Raw genomic sequence first — 17,682 nt, forward strand, 5'->3', positions numbered from 1 at the left:
GTCGAGCGTTAAATGGACAAGACCAAGCAGTCTGCGCCGTCCGCGGTGCCGCGCCATGTCGCGATCATCATGGATGGCAACAATCGCTGGGCGAAAAAACGCTTTATGCCGGGTGTCGCCGGGCATAAAGCGGGCGTGGATGCTGTGCGGGCGGTGATTGAGGTGTGTGCCGAGGCCAAGGTTGAAGTGTTGACCCTGTTCGCCTTTTCCAGTGAAAACTGGCAGCGCCCGGCCGATGAAGTCAGTGCCTTGATGGATCTGTTCTTCAAGGCCTTGCGTCGTGAGGCCAAGCGCCTCAACGACAACAACATCAGTTTGCGCATCATTGGCGATCGCTCGCGCTTTCATCCTGAGCTTCAGGCGGCAATGCGCGAGGCCGAAGCCATGACGGCCGGTGCCAATCGTTTTATCCTGCAGATCGCGGCCAACTATGGCGGTCAGTGGGATATCGCGCAGGCGGCTCAGCGTCTGGCGCGTGAGGTTCAGGCCGGGCACCTGCGTCCGGAGGACATCACGCCGGATCTGCTGCAAACCTGTCTGGCCACCGGTGACTTGCCATTGCCTGACCTGTGCATCCGCACCGGTGGCGAGCACCGCATCAGCAATTTCCTGCTGTGGCAGCTTGCCTATGCCGAGCTGTACTTCTCCGACCTGTTCTGGCCGGACTTCAAACACGAGGCCATGCGCAATGCGCTGGCTGATTTCGCTTCGCGTCAGCGTCGGTTCGGTAAAACGAGCGAGCAGATCGAAGCTGGAGCCCGGGTTTAATGCTTAAACAACGAATCATCACTGCGCTGATCCTGCTGCCGATCGCCTTGTGCGGGTTTTTCCTGCTCAAGGGCTCCGGTTTCGCCCTGTTCATTGGTCTGGTGGTGAGTCTTGGCGCCTGGGAGTGGGCGCGTCTTGCGGGCTTCACCGCGCAATCGTTCCGTGTCGGCTTTGCAGCCGTCGTCGCCCTGATGCTGTTCGTCATGTACGTGCTGCCCGGTCTCGCGCCGTGGGTGCTGGGGGCGTCGGTGCTGTGGTGGGCTGTCGCGACGTACCTGGTGCTGACCTATCCGCACTCCAGCAAGCGCTGGTCCAGTGCCGCCACCAAACTGATGATCGGCTTGCTGATTCTGCTGCCTGCGTGGCAAGGACTGGTGCAGATCAAGCAGTACCCGCTGGGCAACTGGCTGATCATGGCGGTGATGGTGCTGGTCTGGGGGGCGGACATCGGTGCGTATTTCTCCGGTCGCAAATTCGGCAAGCGCAAACTGGCGCCGCAGGTCAGCCCGGGTAAAAGCTGGGAAGGCGTTTACGGTGGTCTGGCGCTGAGTCTGGTGATCACCGCCATCGTCGGGCTGGTGCGCGACTGGACCGTCGCCGAACTGCTTAAAGGCTTGATTGGCGCCGCGCTGATCGTCTTCATCTCGGTTGTCGGCGACCTCACTGAAAGCATGTTCAAGCGCCAGTCCGGCATCAAGGACAGCAGTAACCTGCTGCCCGGTCACGGCGGTGTGCTGGATCGCATCGACAGCCTGACCGCGGCCATTCCGCTGTTTGCCGTCCTGCTGTGGATGGCTGCACCGTGACTCGACCACAACAGATTACGGTGCTCGGGGCCACTGGCTCGATCGGTCTGAGCACCCTTGATGTCATTGCCCGTCATCCTGAGCGTTATCAGGTATTCGCGCTGAGTGGTTTTACTCGCCTGAATGAATTGTTCGCCTTGTGCGTGCGTCATGTGCCGCAATTTGCCGTGGTGCCGCACATCGAGGCTGCACGCCGATTGCAGGATGATCTGCGCGCCGCCGGGCTTTCCACCCGCGTGCTGGTCGGGGAGGAGGGGTTGTGCGAGGTTGCCTCTGCTACTGAAGTCGACGCGGTGATGGCGGCGATTGTCGGCGCTGCGGGCCTGCGTCCGACGCTGGCGGCGGTCGAGGCGGGCAAGAAGATCCTGCTCGCCAACAAGGAAGCGCTGGTGATGTCCGGCGCTCTGTTCATGCAGGCAGTGCGCAAGAGCGGTTCGGTGCTGCTGCCAATCGACAGTGAGCACAATGCGATTTTTCAGTGCATGCCGCAGGATTTTGCGCGTGGCTTGAGTTCGGTAGGTGTGCGAAGGATTTTACTTACAGCTTCTGGCGGCCCCTTCCGGCAGACGCCGATGGCTGAGCTGGTGCATGTTTCACCTGAGCAGGCCTGTGCGCATCCGAACTGGTCCATGGGGCGCAAGATCTCCGTGGATTCGGCGAGCATGATGAATAAGGGGCTTGAGCTGATCGAGGCCTGCTGGCTGTTCGATGCCAAGCCTTCGCAGGTTGAAGTGGTGATCCATCCGCAGAGCGTCATTCATTCGCTGGTCGACTATGTGGATGGCTCGGTGTTGGCGCAATTGGGTAATCCCGACATGCGCACGCCGATTGCCAATGCCCTGGCGTGGCCGCAGCGTATCGACTCCGGTGTGGCACCGCTGGATCTGTTTGCCATTGCGCGACTGGATTTCGAAGCGCCGGATGAGCAGCGTTTTCCTTGTCTGCGTCTGGCGCGTCAGGCCGCCGAAGCCGGTGACAGTGCGCCAGCGATGCTTAATGCGGCCAACGAGGTGGCGGTGGCGGCGTTTCTCGACGGACGGGTTCGCTACCCGGAAATCGCGAGTATCATCGAGGAGGTCCTGAATCTCGAACCGGTGGTCGCGCTGGATGATCTCGATGCCGTGTTCACGGCGGACGCCAAGGCGCGAGTGCTGGCGGAACAATGGTTGAGTCGGCACGGCCGATAGAATCAGCAACACAATGGCTGCACGCGACACTGAACAGGATTGCGGAGAAAGTAGATGAGCGCGCTCTATATGATTGCCGGCACCCTGATCGCCTTGGGAGTGTTGGTCACTTTTCACGAATTCGGCCACTTCTGGGTCGCGCGTCGCTGTGGCGTCAAGGTCCTGCGTTTTTCCGTGGGCTTTGGCATGCCGCTGCTGCGCTGGCACGACAAGCAAGGCACCGAGTTCGTCGTGGCGGCGATCCCGCTGGGCGGCTACGTCAAGATGCTCGACGAGCGCGAAGGCGAAGTGCCGGTCGATCAGCTCGATCAGTCGTTCAATCGCAAGTCCGTGCGTCAGCGCATCGCCATTGTCGCCGCCGGTCCGATCGCCAACTTCCTTTTGGCGTTGGTGTTCTTTTGGGTGCTGGCGATGCTTGGCAGCGAGCAGGTGCGCCCGGTCATCGGGGCTGTCGAGTCCGGCAGCATCGCCGCGAAGGCGGGTTTGACCTCGGGTCAGGAAATCGTTGCCATCGATGGTGAACCGACATCCGGCTGGGCGGCGGTGAATTTGCAGCTGGTCCGTCGTCTTGGTGAAAGCGGTTCGGTGCAAGTGGTCGTGCGCGAGCAGGGTTCAACCGCTGACTCGCCCCGTGAACTGGCCCTGGATAACTGGCTCAAAGGTGCCGACGAGCCGGATCCGATTCGTTCGCTCGGCATTCGCCCATGGCGTCCGGCGTTGCCACCAGTGCTTGCTGAGCTCGATCCGAAAGGCCCGGCGCAGGCGGCCGGGCTGAAGACCGGTGATCGCTTGCTGGCCCTCGACGGTCAGGCGCTGAACGACTGGCAGCAAGTGGTCGATACTGTTCGTACGCGCCCTGATACCAAAATCATGCTGCGCATCGAGCGCGATGGTGCTCAAATCGACGTCCCGGTGACGCTGGCGGCGCGCGGTGAAAGCAAATCGCCGAGTGGTTATCTGGGCGCTGGCGTCAAAGCCATCGACTGGCCGCCGGAAATGATCCGCGAGGTCAGTTATGGCCCGTTGGCCGCGATTGGCGAGGGCGCCCGTCGCACTTGGACCATGAGCATTCTGACGCTGGATTCACTGAAGAAAATGCTCTTCGGCGAGCTCTCGGTAAAAAACTTGAGTGGACCGATAACCATTGCTAAAGTGGCGGGCGCTTCTGCCCAGTCGGGCGTCGCTGATTTCCTGAATTTCCTTGCTTATCTGAGTATTAGCCTGGGGGTTCTGAATTTGCTGCCCATCCCGGTACTGGATGGGGGGCATTTGTTGTTTTATCTGATCGAGTGGGTGCGTGGTCGCCCCTTGTCGGATCGGGTGCAAGGTTGGGGGATACAGATCGGTATCAGTTTGGTGGTCGGGGTGATGTTGCTTGCTCTGGTCAACGATCTGGGTCGTCTGTAACGCTTCGCTGAATTGCGAATCTGCCGCATTTTGCGGCAGTTTGTTTATTGCCAGTTGGAATAAGAAAGGACTTCATGAAACGTCTGCTGCTAACTGCGGTTCTCACCGTATTGATGATCGCCGAAGTTCACGCCGAGTCCTTCACTATCTCTGATATTCGCGTCAATGGCCTCCAGCGGGTCTCCGCGGGTAGCGTCTTTGGTGCCTTGCCGTTGAACGTCGGCGAGCAGGCGGATGATCGTCGCCTGGTGGAATCCACTCGTGCGTTGTTCAAAACCGGTTTCTTTCAAGATATCCAGCTGGGCCGCGAAGGCAACGTTCTGGTCATCACCGTGGTCGAGCGTCCATCGGTCGCCAGTATCGAGATCGAAGGCAACAAGGCGATCTCGACCGAAGACCTGATGAAGGGCCTCAAGCAGTCCGGTCTGGCCGAAGGCGAGATCTTCCAGCGTGCCACCCTCGAAGGCGTGCGTAACGAACTGCAACGTCAGTACGTCGCGCAAGGTCGCTACTCGGCGACCGTTGACACCGAAGTGGTGTCGCAGCCGCGTAACCGCGTCGGTCTGAAAGTGAAGATCAACGAAGGTACCGTTGCCGCCATCCAGCACATCAACGTGGTGGGCAACACGGTGTTCCCCGAGGAAGACCTGACCGACCTGTTCGAACTGAAAACCACCAACTGGCTGTCGTTCTTCAAGAACGATGACAAGTACGCCCGTGAAAAACTGTCCGGTGACCTGGAGCGTCTGCGTTCCTACTACCTGGACCGTGGCTATATCAACATGGACATCGCTTCGACCCAGGTATCGATTACCCCGGACAAGAAGCACGTCTACATCACTGTCAACGTGACGGAAGGCGAGAAGTACACCGTTCGTGACGTCAAGCTCAGCGGTGACCTGAAAGTCCCGGAAGACCAGATCAAGTCCCTGCTGCTGGTGCAGAAGGGCCAGGTGTTCTCGCGCAAGCTGATGACCACCACCTCCGAACTGATCACCCGTCGCCTGGGTAACGAGGGTTACACCTTCGCCAACGTCAACGGCGTGCCTCAGCCGCATGACGACGACCACACCGTGGACATCCTGTTCGCTGTTGATCCGGGCAAGCGTGCCTACGTCAACCGCATCAACTTCCGTGGCAACACCAAGTCCGAGGACGAAGTGCTGCGTCGTGAAATGCGTCAGATGGAAGGTGGCTGGGCTTCGACCTATTTGATCGACCAGTCCAAGACCCGTCTGGAACGTCTGGGCTTCTTCAAGGAAGTCAACGTTGAAACTCCGGCCGTGCCAGGTGTCGACGACCAGGTTGACGTGAACTACGCCGTTGAAGAACAGGCGTCCGGCTCGATCACCGCCAGCGTCGGTTTCGCCCAGAGTGCCGGTCTGATTCTGGGTGGTTCGATCACCCAGAACAACTTCCTCGGCACCGGTAACCGCGTCAGCGTAGGTCTGACCCGCAGCGAATACCAGAGCCGCTACAACTTCGGCTACGTTGACCCCTACTGGACTGCCGATGGCGTGAGCCTGGGTTACAACGCGTTCTATCGCACCACTGACTATGATGAACTCGACGCCGATATTTCGAGCTATGCGGTCGACAGTCTGGGTGCTGGCGTCAACGTCGGTTACCCGATCAGCGAGACTTCGCGTCTGACCTTCGGTCTGTCGGCCCAGCAGGACAAGATCAACACCGGTCGCTACACCGTTGACGAGATTTTCGATTTCGTTGAGAAGGAAGGCGATAACTACCTGAACTTCAAGGCGTCGGCCGGCTGGTCCGAGTCGACCTTGAACAAAGGTGTACTGCCGACCCGTGGCCGTTCCCAGAGCCTGACACTGGAATCCACTATTCCGGGCAGCGATCTGTCGTTCTTCAAGCTTGATTACCGCGGCCAGCTGTTCCAGCCGATCACTGAGAATTACACCCTGCGTCTGCACACCGAGCTGGGTTATGGCGACGGCTACGGTTCGACCGACGGCTTGCCGTTCTATGAAAACTACTATGCCGGTGGTTTCAACTCGGTACGTGGCTTCAAGGACAGTACGCTTGGCCCGCGCAGTACGCCGAGCCGGGGCACCAACCCGGGGACCATCGCGGACCCGGACCAGGATCCGCTGCCGTTCGGTGGTAACGTCCTGATCCAGGGCGGTGTTGAAGTTCTGTTCCCGCTGCCATTCGTCAAGGATCAGCGCTCCCTGCGTACTTCGGTATTCTGGGATGTCGGTAACGTGTTTGACTCGCAGTGCAAGGACACTACGAACGCGAACGGTTCCTCGTCCAACACCAAGTGCAATGACATCAGCCTGAGTAACATGGCCAGTTCCGTCGGTGTCGGCGTGACCTGGGTCACCGCGCTGGGTCCTCTGAGCTTCGCACTGGCGATGCCGATCAAGAAACCGGATGAAGCTGAAACTCAAGTGTTCCAATTCTCCCTCGGCCAGACGTTCTAAGCGTCTGACCCAAGATAACGACAATGGATTTTGTAGGAGTGCATCGTGCGTAAGTTGACTCAATTGGTTCTCCTGGCCTCCGTACTGGTGGCAGGCCCGGCGTTTGCCGACATGAAAATTGCCGTGCTGAACTATCAGATGGCCTTGCTGGAATCCGACGCGGCCAAGAAGTACGCCGTGGATGCCGAGAAGAAATTCGGCCCGCAACTGACCAAGCTGAAAACCCTGGAAAGCAGCGCCAAAGGCATTCAGGACCGTCTGATGGCCGGTGGCGACAAGATGCAGCAGGGCGAGCGTGAGCGTCTGGAGCTGGAATTCAAGCAAAAGGCCCGTGACTTCCAGTTCCAGTCCAAGGAACTGAACGAAGCCAAAGCCGTTGCCGACCGCGAAATGCTCAAGCAACTGAAGCCGAAGCTGGACAGCGCTGTGGAAGAAGTCATCAAGAAAGGTGGTTTTGACCTGGTGTTCGAGCGTGGCGCAGTGATCGATGTCAAGCCTCAGTACGACATCACGCGCCAGGTTATCGAGCGCATGAATCAGCTGAAGTAACCCATGACCGTGACTATCAAGCTCGGCCAGTTGGCCGAGTACCTCGGCGCCACCCTGCGTGGCGACCCGGAGAAGCAAATTACTGGGCTAGCCACTTTGCAAGAGGCTGGCCCAGCTCAGTTGAGCTTTCTGGCAAATCCCCAATACCGCAAATACCTGGCCGGTTCGCAGGCGGCTGCACTGCTGCTCAAGGAAGCCGACGCTGAAGGTTTTGCCGGAAATGCGTTGGTGGTGCCGGATCCTTATCTGGCTTACGCGCGTATCTCGCATTTGTTCGATCCGAAACCAAAAGCGGCTGCGGGGATACATTCGACAGCGGTGATTGCAGCGGACGCGGTAGTCGATCCAAGTGCCAGCATCGGCCCGTTCGTGGTGATCGAAGCCGGCGCGCGGATTGGCGCAAACGTGACGCTGGGCGCGCATTGCGTCGTCGGTGCTCGCAGTGAAATCGGCGAAGGTGGCTGGCTCGCGCCGCGCGTGACGCTGTATCACGATGTGCGCATCGGCAAACGCGTGGTCATCCAGTCCGGTGCGGTGCTCGGCGGCGAAGGTTTCGGTTTTGCCAATGAGAAAGGCGTCTGGCAGAAAATTGCCCAGATTGGTGGCGTGACCATCGGCGACGATGTCGAGATCGGCGTGAACACCGCCATCGACCGCGGCGCGCTGGCCGATACCGTGATTGGCAATGGCGTGAAGCTCGACAACCAGATCCAGATTGCGCACAACGTCCAGGTCGGTGATCACACCGCCATGGCCGCCTGTGTCGGCATTTCCGGCAGCACCAAAATCGGTAAGCACTGCATGCTCGCCGGTGGTGTCGGTCTGGTCGGCCACATTGACATTTGCGACAACGTTTTCCTGACCGGGATGACCATGGTGACCCACTCGATTACCGAGCCGGGCGCTTACTCATCCGGTACAGCCATGCAACCGGCGGCCGAATGGCGCAAAAGCGCGGCCCGCATTCGTCAGCTCGATGACATCGCGCGACGGTTGAAACAGCTGGAAAAGCGCGTCGGGGAAGTGACCCCTGACGGTAATGCTTCATCTGATGGCTGATACCATTTCCATATCAAGTGTGCACAGCCTCTAGACTGCCTCCTTGATTTGCTAGAGGAGTGCGCGTCAGTCGCGCTCCCAATCTTTACATAGGCTTTCCCCTGAAATGATGGACATCAACGAGATTCGCGAATACCTGCCTCACCGTTACCCGTTCCTGCTGGTGGACCGGGTGGTGGAACTGGACACTGAAGGCAAGCGCATTCGCGCCTACAAGAATGTCAGCATCAATGAGCCGTTTTTCAATGGTCACTTCCCGGCGCATCCGATCATGCCGGGCGTGCTGATCATCGAAGCGATGGCTCAGGCTGCCGGGATCCTCGGTTTCAAAATGCTCGACGTCAAACCGGCCGACGGCACCCTGTACTACTTCGTCGGTTCCGACAAGCTGCGCTTCCGCCAGCCTGTCAAACCGGGCGACCAGTTGATCCTGGAAGCGACCTTTATCAGCTGCAAGCGCAAGATCTGGAAATTCGAGTGCCAGGCTTCGGTGGATGGCAAGCCGGTCTGCTCGGCCGAGATCATCTGTGCGGAACAAAAAGTATGAGTTTGATTGACCCTCGCGCAATCATCGATCCGTCTGCCGTCCTGGCTGACGGCGTCGAGGTCGGCCCGTGGTCGATCATCGGCGCAGGTGTGGAAATCGGCGAGGGTACCGTGATCGGGCCGCATGTGATCCTCAAGGGGCCGACCCGCATTGGTAAACACAATCGCATCTACCAGTTCTCTTCGGTAGGCGAAGACACCCCGGATCTGAAGTACAAGGGCGAGGAAACCCGCCTGGTGATCGGTGACCACAACGTCATCCGCGAAGGCGTGACCATTCACCGTGGCACCGTTCAGGATCGCTCGGAAACCACGCTGGGTGATCACAACCTGATCATGGCCTATGCCCACATCGGCCACGACAGTGTCATCGGCAACCACTGCATTCTGGTCAACAACACCGCGTTGGCGGGCCATGTGCATGTTGACGACTGGGCGATCCTCTCCGGTTTTACGCTGGTACATCAGTATTGCCACATCGGCGCCCACAGCTTTTCCGGCATGGGCACGGCGATCGGCAAGGACGTTCCGGCGTTTGTCACGGTATTCGGCAACCCGGCCGAAGCCCGCAGCATGAACTTCGAAGGCATGCGCCGTCGCGGCTTCAGCGAAGATGCGATCCATGCGCTGCGTCGCGCCTATAAAACCGTCTATCGCCAAGGGCTGACGGTCGAGCAGGCGTTGGCCGAACTCGTCGAACCTTCTGCGCAGTTCCCTGAAGTCGCCGTGTTCCGCGATTCGATCCAGGCGTCGACTCGCGGCATCACCCGCTGATTATGGCCAGTCTGCGTATTGCGCTGGTGGCGGGTGAGGCTTCCGGTGACATTCTCGGTGCCGGCCTCATGCGTGCGCTCAAGGCTCAACACCCGGCGATCGAATTCATCGGCGTCGGCGGTCCGCTGATGCAGGCCGAAGGCCTGACGTCGTATTTCCCGATGGAACGCTTGTCGGTCATGGGCCTGGTGGAAGTTCTCGGTCGGCTGCGCGAGCTGCTTAAACGCCGCAAGGACCTGATCGCCACGCTGATCGCTCAGAAGCCGGACGTGTTCATTGGCATCGACGCGCCGGACTTCACCCTCAATATCGAACTCAAGCTGCGTCAGGCCGGGATCAAGACCGTGCACTACGTCAGCCCGTCGGTGTGGGCGTGGCGACAAAAGCGTGTGCTGAAGATCCGCGAAGGCTGCGACCTGATGCTCACGTTGCTGCCGTTCGAAGCCCGATTCTATGAAGAAAAAGGCGTGCCGGTGCGTTTCGTCGGCCACACCCTGGCCGATACCATTCCGCTGGAAGCCGATCGCGCCGTCGCGCGTGCCGAGCTGGGCTTGCCCGACGGGCCGCTGGTGGCCCTGATGCCGGGCAGCCGTGGCGGTGAAGTCAGTCGCCTCGGCGCGCTGTTCCTCGACACTGCCGAACGCCTGCGCGCGATGCGCCCGGGGTTGCGTTTTGTGATTCCGTGCGCCAATCCTGAGCGTCGTGAGCAAATCGAAACCCTGCTGGCCGGTCGAGATCTGCCGGTGACGCTGCTCGACGGCAAATCGCATCTGGCCTTGGCCGCCTGCAACGCCGTGTTGATCGCCTCCGGCACCGCGACCCTTGAAGCGCTGTTGTACAAGCGGCCGATGGTGGTGGCGTATCGTCTGGCGCCGCTGACGTTCTGGATCCTCAAGCGCCTGGTCAAGAGTCCGTACGTCTCGTTGCCGAACCTGCTCGCCCAGCGCTTGCTGGTGCCCGAGCTGTTGCAGGATGATGCAACGGTCGAGGCTTTGGCGCAGACCCTGTCGCCATTGATTGACGGCGGTGAGGAACAGACCCGCGGCTTCGACGAGATCCACCGCACGTTACGGCGCGATGCTTCCAATCAGGCGGCGGACGCCGTCCTTAACCTGATCGGCGATAAACGATGAGCAAGGCAAGCATGCAGATGGGCCTGGATTTCACCCTGGTCGCTGAAGTCGAAGAATTGGTCGCCGGTGTCGATGAAGTCGGCCGCGGCCCGTTGTGCGGTGCAGTCGTGACGGCGGCGGTAATCCTCGACCCGAACCGGCCGATCCTTGGTCTCGACGACTCGAAGAAACTCACCGAGGCCAAGCGCGAAAAGCTCTACGACGAGATTTGCGAAAAGGCCCTGAGCTGGTGCATTGCCCGTGCCGAGGTCGAAGAAATCGACGAGCTGAACATCCTCCACGCGACCATGCTGGCGATGCAGCGTGCGGTGGCCGGCCTGCACATCCAGCCGAAACTGGCGATGATCGACGGCAACCGCTGCCCGCAACTGCCGATGCGCGCTGAGGCGGTGATTCAGGGCGACGGCAAGGTGCCAGCGATCGCGGCGGCGTCGATTCTGGCCAAGGTCAGCCGCGACCGCGAAATGGCAGCGTTCGAATTGATCTATCCGGGCTACGGCATCGGCGGTCATAAAGGCTACCCGACCCCCGTTCATCTGGAAGCGTTGGCACGGCTCGGTCCGACGCCGATTCACCGCCGCTCGTTCGCCCCGGTACGCCTGGCTTACGAGGCGCTGGAAAGCCTGACGCAGGTTTAGTCGCAAGGCTGATGTTTTGTTCGAGGCCCGGTACAATCCGGGCCTTGTTGTTTCCATGTAACTGGACAGGATCACTATGCCGGCTTCATTCGTTCATCTACGCCTGCACACTGAATACTCCCTGGTCGACGGGCTGGTGCGAATCAAGCCGCTGGTCAAGGCGCTGACGGGCATGAACATGCCGGCGGTCGCGGTCACCGATCAGAACAACATGTGTTCGCTGGTCAAGTTCTATAAAAACGCCATGGGCGCAGGTATCAAGCCGATCTGCGGCGCCGACCTGTGGCTGGCGAACAAGGATCCGGATGCGCCGCTGAGCCGCATCAGCCTGTTGGTGATGAATGCCAAGGGCTATCGCAACCTGACCGAGTTGATCTCGCGCGGTTTCATTGAAGGCCAGCGCAACGGCATGGTCATCGTCGAGCGCGAGTGGGTCGCCGAGGCCAGCGAAGGCCTGATCATGCTGTCCGCCGCCAAAGAAGGCGAGATCGGCATGGCCATGATCGGCGGCAACCCGGCCGAGGCCGAGGCCTTGGCGCGCGAGTGGATGGCGGTGTTCCCGGATCGTTTCTATCTGGAAATCCAGCGCACCAACCGTCCCAACGACGAAGAGCAACTGCACGGCGCTGTGGCGCTGGCCGACAAGCTTGGCGCGCCGTTGGTGGCGACCAACGATGTGCGCTTCATCAAGCAGGAAGACTTCGCCGCCCACGAAACCCGCGTGTGCATCGGTGAGGGCCGTGCCCTCGACGATCCGCGGCGTTCGAAGAATTACAGCGATCAGCAGTACCTGAAAAGCGCCGAGGAAATGATCGAGCTGTTCAGCGACATTCCCGACGCTGTCGAAAACACCGTCGAGATCGCCAAACGCTGCAACATCGAAGTCAAGCTGGGCACCCACTTTTTGCCCAACTTCCCGATTCCCGATGGCATGACCATCGACGAATATTTCCGCAAGGTCTCCTTCGACGGTCTCGAAGAACGCCTCGCGGTACTGCTGCCCAAGGACACCACCGAAGATTACGAAGCCAAGCGCCAGGTCTATGTCGACCGCTTGAATTTCGAACTGGATATCATCATCCAGATGGGCTTCCCCGGTTACTTCCTGATCGTGATGGACTTTATCCAGTGGGCCAAGAACAACGGCGTGCCGGTCGGTCCTGGCCGGGGGTCGGGTGCCGGCTCGCTGGTGGCCTACGTACAGAAGATTACCGACCTCGACCCGTTGGAATATGACCTGCTGTTCGAACGTTTCCTCAACCCGGAACGGGTCTCGATGCCCGACTTCGACGTCGACTTCTGTATGGACGGTCGTGACCGGGTGATCGACTACGTGGCCGAGAAGTACGGCCGCAATGCGGTAAGCCAGATCATCACGTTCGGTTCCATGGCCGCCAAGGCTGTGGTCCGCGACGTGGCGCGGGTGCAGGGCAAGTCGTACGGCCTGGCCGATCGTCTGTCGAAGATGATTCCGTTCGAAGTCGGCATGACCCTGGAAAAAGCCTACGAGCAGGAAGAAATCCTGCGTGACTTCATCAAGGTCGATGAAGAAGCGGCGGAAATCTGGGAAATGGCGCGCAAGCTCGAGGGCGTGGTGCGTAACGTCGGTAAACACGCCGGTGGTGTGGTAATCGCACCGACCAAGCTGACCGACTTCTCGCCGATCTACTGCGACGAGGCCGGCGACGGTCTGGTGACCCAGTTCGACAAGGACGACGTTGAGGCGGCCGGCCTGGTGAAGTTCGACTTCCTCGGTCTGCGAACCCTGACGATCATCGACTGGGCGCTGAAAACCATCAACCGCGACCGCGCCAAGGTCAACGAGCCGCCACTGGATATCGCGTTTATCCCGCTGGACGACAAACCGACCTACACGCTGCTGCAAAAAGCCGAAACCACGGCGGTGTTCCAGCTTGAGTCGCGGGGCATGAAAGAGCTGATCAAAAAGCTCAAGCCCGACTGCCTGGAAGACTTGATCGCACTGGTGGCACTGTTCCGTCCAGGCCCGCTGCAATCGGGCATGGTGGACGACTTCATCAACCGTAAGCACGGTCGCGCCGAATTGGCCTACCCGCACTCGGACTACCAGTACGACGGCCTCAAGCCAGTCCTGGCACCGACTTACGGCATCATCCTGTACCAGGAACAGGTGATGCAGATTGCCCAGGTCATGGCCGGTTACACCCTCGGCGGTGCGGACATGCTGCGGCGAGCCATGGGTAAGAAAAAACCCGAAGAAATGGCCAAGCAGCGCGGCGGCTTCATTGAAGGTTGTGCGACCAACGGCATCGACGCCGATCTGGCCGGTAACATTTTCGACCTGGTGGAAAAATTCGCCGGTTACGGCTTCAACAAATCCCACTCCGCCGCCTACGGCCTGGTGTCGTATCAGACCGCCTGGCTGAAAGCCCACTATCCGGCGCCGTTCATGGCCGCGGTACTCTCGGCGGATATGCACAACACCGACAAGGTCGTGACCTTGATCGAAGAAGTGCGCACGATGAAGCTGCGCCTCGACGCGCCGGACGTGAACACCTCCGAGTTCAAGTTCACGGTGAACGACGACGGCCGCATCGTCTACGGCCTCGGCGCGATCAAAGGCGTCGGTGAAGGCCCGGTGGAAGCGATCACTGAAGCGCGTCAGGCCGGTCCGTTCAAGGATCTGTTCGATTTCTGCGCCCGCGTCGACCTCAAACGCATCAACAAGCGCACCCTCGACGGTTTGATCCGCAGCGGTGCCCTGGATCGTCTGGGCCCGTACTTCCATGACGAGCAAAAGGCCTATCAGGCCAACATCGACCGCAACCGCGCTGTGCTGCTGGCGGCGATGGAAGAGGCGATCAAGGCTGCCGAGCAGACCGCACGTACCCACGACTCCGGTCACGCCGACTTGTTTGGCGGCTTGTTCGTCGAGGAAGACGCCGATGTTTACGCCAGCCATCGCAAGGCCAAGGAGCTGACCCTGAAGGAACGCCTCAAAGGTGAAAAAGACACCTTGGGCCTGTACCTGACCGGTCACCCGATTGACGAGTACGAAGGCGAGATTCGCCGTTTCGCCCGTCAGCGCATCATCGACCTGAAACCGGCCCGCGACACCCAGACCGTGGCGGGGATGATCATTGCCCTGCGGGTGATGAAGAACAAAAAGGGCGACAAGATGGGCTTCATCACCCTCGACGACCGCTCGGGGCGGATCGAGGCGTCGCTGTTTGCCGAAGCGTTCCATTCGGCGCAATCGCTGTTGCAGACCGACGCGATGGTGGTGGTCGAAGGCGAAGTCAGCAACGACGACTTCTCCGGCGGCCTGCGCCTGCGGGTCAAGCGGGTGATGAGCATGGAGGATGCGCGCACCAATCTGGCGGAAAGCCTGCGCTTGAAGTTGCACACCCAGGATCTGAAAGGCGATCAGCTACGCTGGTTGGGCGAACTGCTCAAGCGTCATCGCGGCGCGTGCCCGGTGACCATGGAGTACACCAGTCCCGAAGCGAAGACCTTGCTGCAGTTCGGCGAGACCTGGCGCATCGACCCGGCGGATGCGTTGATTCAAGCACTGCGTGACCAGTTCGGGCGAGACAACGTCTTCCTCCAATACCGTTGACCGGCAAGTGCCATTATTGCGCTTGTGCACAACCTGAATTTTTAATCTCGACCTCAGCGCGCCTCTCCCTTAAGGTAGGGCGCGAATAGACAACCGGCCGGCCCAAGCTCATTTGGGACACGACCCAAGACGGACGCCTATGAACCCGAATTTTCTAGATTTCGAACAGCCGATCGCCGACCTGCAAGCCAAGATCGAAGAGTTGCGCTTGGTCGGTAATGACAATTCGCTGAATATCGGCGATGAGATCTCCCGCCTGCAGGACAAGAGCAGAACGCTGACCGAAGACATCTTCGGCAAGCTGACCAGCTGGCAGATCGCACGCCTGGCGCGCCACCCGAAACGCCCTTACACCCTCGATTACATCGAACACATCTTCACCGAGTTCGATGAACTGCACGGTGACCGTCACTTCTCCGACGACGCTGCCATTGTTGGCGGTATCGCCCGTCTGGAAGACCAGCCGGTGATGATCATCGGCCACCAGAAGGGCCGTGAAGTCCGCGAGAAGGTACGCCGCAACTTCGGCATGCCGCGTCCGGAAGGCTACCGCAAGGCCTGCCGTCTTATGGAAATGGCCGAGCGTTTCAAGATGCCGATCCTGACCTTCATCGACACCCCGGGCGCCTACCCTGGTATCGACGCTGAAGAGCGCAACCAGAGCGAAGCGATCGCCTGGAACCTGCGTGTGATGTCGCGTCTGAAAACCCCGATCATCGCCACTGTGATCGGTGAAGGTGGTTCCGGCGGTGCGCTGGCCATCGGTGTCTGCGATCAGTTGAACATGCTGCAATATTCCACCTACGCGGTGATCTCGCCGGAAGGTTGCGCGTCGATCCTGTGGAAAACCGCAGAAAAAGCACCGGATGCCGCCGAAGCGATGGGCATTACCGCCGAGCGTCTGAAAGGCCTGGGTATTGTCGACAAGGTGATCGGCGAGCCACTGGGCGGCGCGCATCGTGATCCGGCGGCTGCTGCGGCGTCGATCCGTGCCGAGCTGAGCTCGCAACTGGCGATGCTCAAGCAGTTCGATAACGAAGCGCTGCTCAAGCGCCGTTACGATCGCCTGATGAGCTACGGTCTCTAAGTCGAGCGCTACCCCTTGTAGGAGTGAGCCTGCTCGCGATAGCGGTGTAACATTCAACCCATGTGTTGGCTGTACACCGCTATCGCGAGCAGGCTCACTCCTACATTCGATTGGGGCAAAGAGAAAGATATGGGCCAGTCCCCGATTGATTTGCCATCCCGGCTTCTGCTGAACCTTGAGCCCTGGCGCCACGCCACCCACTGGCGCATCGCGTTTTCCGGTGGCCTCGATTCCACTGTCCTACTGCACCTGCTCGCCACCCTGGCAAAAACCGAATCCCTCCCTGCGCTAAGCGCTATCCACATCCATCACGGTCTTCAAGCTGCGGCTGATGCGTGGCCGCAACATTGCCAGGACGTTTGCGATGCTTGGGGTGTGCCGTTGCAAGTGCAGCGGGTGACGGTGCAACCGGGGGCGAGCCTTGAGCGAGCGGCGCGGGATGCGCGGTATGCGGTGTTCAGTTCGCTGACGCAGACCAATGAGGTGCTGCTGACCGGCCAGCACCGCGACGATCAAGCGGAAACGCTACTGTTTCGGCTGTTGCGCGGTGCCGGTGTGCGCGGGCTTGGCGGGATGCCGCCGCAGCGGCCAGTGGGGCAGGGCGTGTTGGTTCGTCCGTTACTGGACGCCGGCCGCGCCGAGCTGGAACGTTATGCACAGGCTCATCAGTTGCGCTGGATCGAGGACCCGTCGAATCAGGATCAGCACTTCTCACGAAACTTTCTGCGCCAGCGGATCATGCCTGCGTTGACCGAGCGCTGGCCGCAAGCGCAGGCCAGCCTGTCGCGCACGGCTGCGCATCTGCGTGACGCGCAAGGCTTGCTGGATGAACTGGCGCGGATCGACTTGGCACAGGCCGAAACTGCCCATGAATTCGACTGGCTGGGTGTGCCATCGCTGGCCCTGGCGCCGTTGGCCGCCTTGTCCGCCGCGCGCCAGCGAAACGCCCTCAGTCACTGGCTCGAACCGCTGACTCGTCTGCCCGACACTGACCATTGGTCGGGTTGGACCCATCTGCGCGACGCGGCGCAGGATGCTGCACCGGTCTGGCGACTGGCCGATGGCGAACTGCACCGCGGCGCTGGCCGCCTCTGGTGGCTCAGCGGCGACTGGCTGCAAGTTCCAGCGATCGGCGGCGAATGGCAGGCCCCGGCGTCAGCGCTACGCTTGCCGGGTAACGGTCGCGTCATGTTCTGTGGGCAGCCTCCCCAGGGGCCGCTGCGGATTGCTTACCGGCAGGGCGGCGAAGTGCTGCGGCTGACCGACCGTGGTCGGCGTGATCTCAAGCGCCTGCTCAACGAGCGCGCGGTGCCGGGTTTCTTGCGTGGCAGATTGCCGCTGCTGTTGCGTGGCGATGAATTACTCGCGGTGGCCAACCTGGCGGGCCTTGATGGCGATACGCACGACAACTGGAAATTGCATTGGCAGCCAACAGACGAACATCAAGGTTTGAGATGAAAGGGGCATTCCGGTAGACTACGCTCCCTTCTTGATACAACTTCTGTGGATTCGCCTGAATCGCAGGAGTTGCCGATTACCAAGCAGTCTTTGCTGGGCGATTCCAAAAAATGTGTAGCGAGCAACCTACCGGTGTTTCATCTGCCGGTCTGTCCCAACGCGGCGGTTTTTTTGAAAGGTGCACTGTGATTAATGCAGGTGATCGGGGGCTTCGGCCTTCCT

General features: G+C 60.1%; 14 protein-coding genes. All 14 read left to right on the forward strand.

Annotated features, from left to right (window positions below; genetic code table 11):
* The first annotated feature begins 12 nt into the window (after positions 1-12).
* The 14 genes from uppS to tilS all read left to right on the forward strand — a co-directional run bounded on the left by uppS (position 13) and on the right by tilS (position 17,460).
* A complete protein-coding gene (uppS, locus tag HU755_RS18535) occupies positions 13-768 on the forward strand; it encodes a polyprenyl diphosphate synthase (RefSeq protein ID WP_186550176.1) in 756 nt (251 codons plus the stop codon).
* Positions 768-1,574 carry a phosphatidate cytidylyltransferase gene (locus HU755_RS18540; protein WP_186550178.1) on the forward strand — a complete coding sequence of 269 codons (807 nt, stop codon included), beginning with the start codon at positions 768-770 and terminating at the stop codon, positions 1,572-1,574. The genes uppS and HU755_RS18540 overlap by 1 nt, the downstream gene beginning before the upstream one ends.
* Positions 1,571-2,761, forward strand: coding sequence for a 1-deoxy-D-xylulose-5-phosphate reductoisomerase (ispC, locus tag HU755_RS18545; protein ID WP_186635251.1), 1,191 nt, complete (start codon positions 1,571-1,573; stop codon positions 2,759-2,761). Before HU755_RS18540 ends, ispC begins: the two co-directional genes overlap by 4 nt.
* Positions 2,762-2,815: 54 nt before the next feature.
* A complete protein-coding gene (gene rseP / locus HU755_RS18550; RefSeq protein ID WP_186635254.1) occupies positions 2,816-4,168 on the forward strand; it encodes a sigma E protease regulator RseP in 1,353 nt (450 codons plus the stop codon).
* 74 nt (positions 4,169-4,242) lie between these two features.
* Positions 4,243-6,618: an outer membrane protein assembly factor BamA gene (gene bamA, locus HU755_RS18555; RefSeq protein WP_186550184.1), complete on the forward strand. Its 2,376-nt coding sequence runs from the start codon at positions 4,243-4,245 to the stop codon at positions 6,616-6,618.
* A 45-nt stretch (positions 6,619-6,663) separates the two neighbouring features.
* Positions 6,664-7,167 carry an OmpH family outer membrane protein gene (locus HU755_RS18560; RefSeq protein WP_003222140.1) on the forward strand — a complete coding sequence of 168 codons (504 nt, stop codon included), beginning with the start codon at positions 6,664-6,666 and terminating at the stop codon, positions 7,165-7,167.
* 3 nt (positions 7,168-7,170) lie between these two features.
* On the forward strand, positions 7,171-8,226 hold the full coding sequence (gene lpxD / locus HU755_RS18565; protein WP_186635257.1) for a UDP-3-O-(3-hydroxymyristoyl)glucosamine N-acyltransferase: 1,056 nt from the start codon (positions 7,171-7,173) through the stop codon (positions 8,224-8,226).
* A gap of 106 nt (positions 8,227-8,332) precedes the next feature.
* Positions 8,333-8,773, forward strand: a complete 441-nt coding sequence (gene fabZ, locus HU755_RS18570; protein WP_016771469.1) for a 3-hydroxyacyl-ACP dehydratase FabZ — start codon at positions 8,333-8,335, stop codon at positions 8,771-8,773.
* Entirely contained in the window at positions 8,770-9,546 is a 777-nt protein-coding gene (lpxA, locus tag HU755_RS18575; protein WP_064364255.1) for an acyl-ACP--UDP-N-acetylglucosamine O-acyltransferase, read from the forward strand. The genes fabZ and lpxA overlap by 4 nt, the downstream gene beginning before the upstream one ends.
* Positions 9,546-10,679, forward strand: coding sequence for a lipid-A-disaccharide synthase (lpxB, locus tag HU755_RS18580; RefSeq protein WP_186635412.1), 1,134 nt, complete (start codon positions 9,546-9,548; stop codon positions 10,677-10,679). The genes lpxA and lpxB overlap by 1 nt, the downstream gene beginning before the upstream one ends.
* An 11-nt stretch (positions 10,680-10,690) precedes the next feature.
* Positions 10,691-11,317, forward strand: coding sequence for a ribonuclease HII (gene rnhB / locus HU755_RS18585; RefSeq protein WP_186550332.1), 627 nt, complete (start codon positions 10,691-10,693; stop codon positions 11,315-11,317).
* A 76-nt stretch (positions 11,318-11,393) separates the two neighbouring features.
* Entirely contained in the window at positions 11,394-14,915 is a 3,522-nt protein-coding gene (gene dnaE, locus HU755_RS18590) for a DNA polymerase III subunit alpha (protein WP_186635260.1), read from the forward strand.
* 139 nt (positions 14,916-15,054) lie between these two features.
* The gene (locus HU755_RS18595; protein ID WP_186620934.1) at positions 15,055-16,002 is read left to right on the forward strand and encodes an acetyl-CoA carboxylase carboxyltransferase subunit alpha; all 948 of its coding nucleotides are present in this window, start codon (positions 15,055-15,057) and stop codon (positions 16,000-16,002) included.
* 129 nt (positions 16,003-16,131) lie between these two features.
* Entirely contained in the window at positions 16,132-17,460 is a 1,329-nt protein-coding gene (tilS, locus tag HU755_RS18600; RefSeq protein ID WP_186635263.1) for a tRNA lysidine(34) synthetase TilS, read from the forward strand.
* Positions 17,461-17,682: the final 222 nt, after the last annotated feature.

The organism is Pseudomonas sp. SWRI111 (genome assembly GCF_014268555.1).
GTDB classification, from domain to species: domain Bacteria; phylum Pseudomonadota; class Gammaproteobacteria; order Pseudomonadales; family Pseudomonadaceae; genus Aquipseudomonas; species Aquipseudomonas hamedanensis.

Excerpts from the sequence above, each read along its gene's own strand:
- dnaE (WP_186635260.1), top strand. The coding sequence starts at position 11,394 with ATGCCGGCTTCATTCGTTCATCTACGCCTGCACACTGAATACTCCCTG.
- bamA (WP_186550184.1), top strand. The coding sequence starts at position 4,243 with ATGAAACGTCTGCTGCTAACTGCGGTTCTCACCGTATTGATGATCGCC.
- rnhB (WP_186550332.1), top strand. The coding sequence starts at position 10,691 with ATGCAGATGGGCCTGGATTTCACCCTGGTCGCTGAAGTCGAAGAATTG.
- HU755_RS18595 (WP_186620934.1), top strand. The coding sequence starts at position 15,055 with ATGAACCCGAATTTTCTAGATTTCGAACAGCCGATCGCCGACCTGCAA.
- tilS (WP_186635263.1), top strand. The coding sequence starts at position 16,132 with ATGGGCCAGTCCCCGATTGATTTGCCATCCCGGCTTCTGCTGAACCTT.
- uppS (WP_186550176.1), top strand. The coding sequence starts at position 13 with ATGGACAAGACCAAGCAGTCTGCGCCGTCCGCGGTGCCGCGCCATGTC.
- lpxA (WP_064364255.1), top strand. The coding sequence starts at position 8,770 with ATGAGTTTGATTGACCCTCGCGCAATCATCGATCCGTCTGCCGTCCTG.
- fabZ (WP_016771469.1), top strand. The coding sequence starts at position 8,333 with ATGATGGACATCAACGAGATTCGCGAATACCTGCCTCACCGTTACCCG.
- lpxD (WP_186635257.1), top strand. The coding sequence starts at position 7,171 with ATGACCGTGACTATCAAGCTCGGCCAGTTGGCCGAGTACCTCGGCGCC.
- HU755_RS18540 (WP_186550178.1), top strand. The coding sequence starts at position 768 with ATGCTTAAACAACGAATCATCACTGCGCTGATCCTGCTGCCGATCGCC.
- rseP (WP_186635254.1), top strand. The coding sequence starts at position 2,816 with ATGAGCGCGCTCTATATGATTGCCGGCACCCTGATCGCCTTGGGAGTG.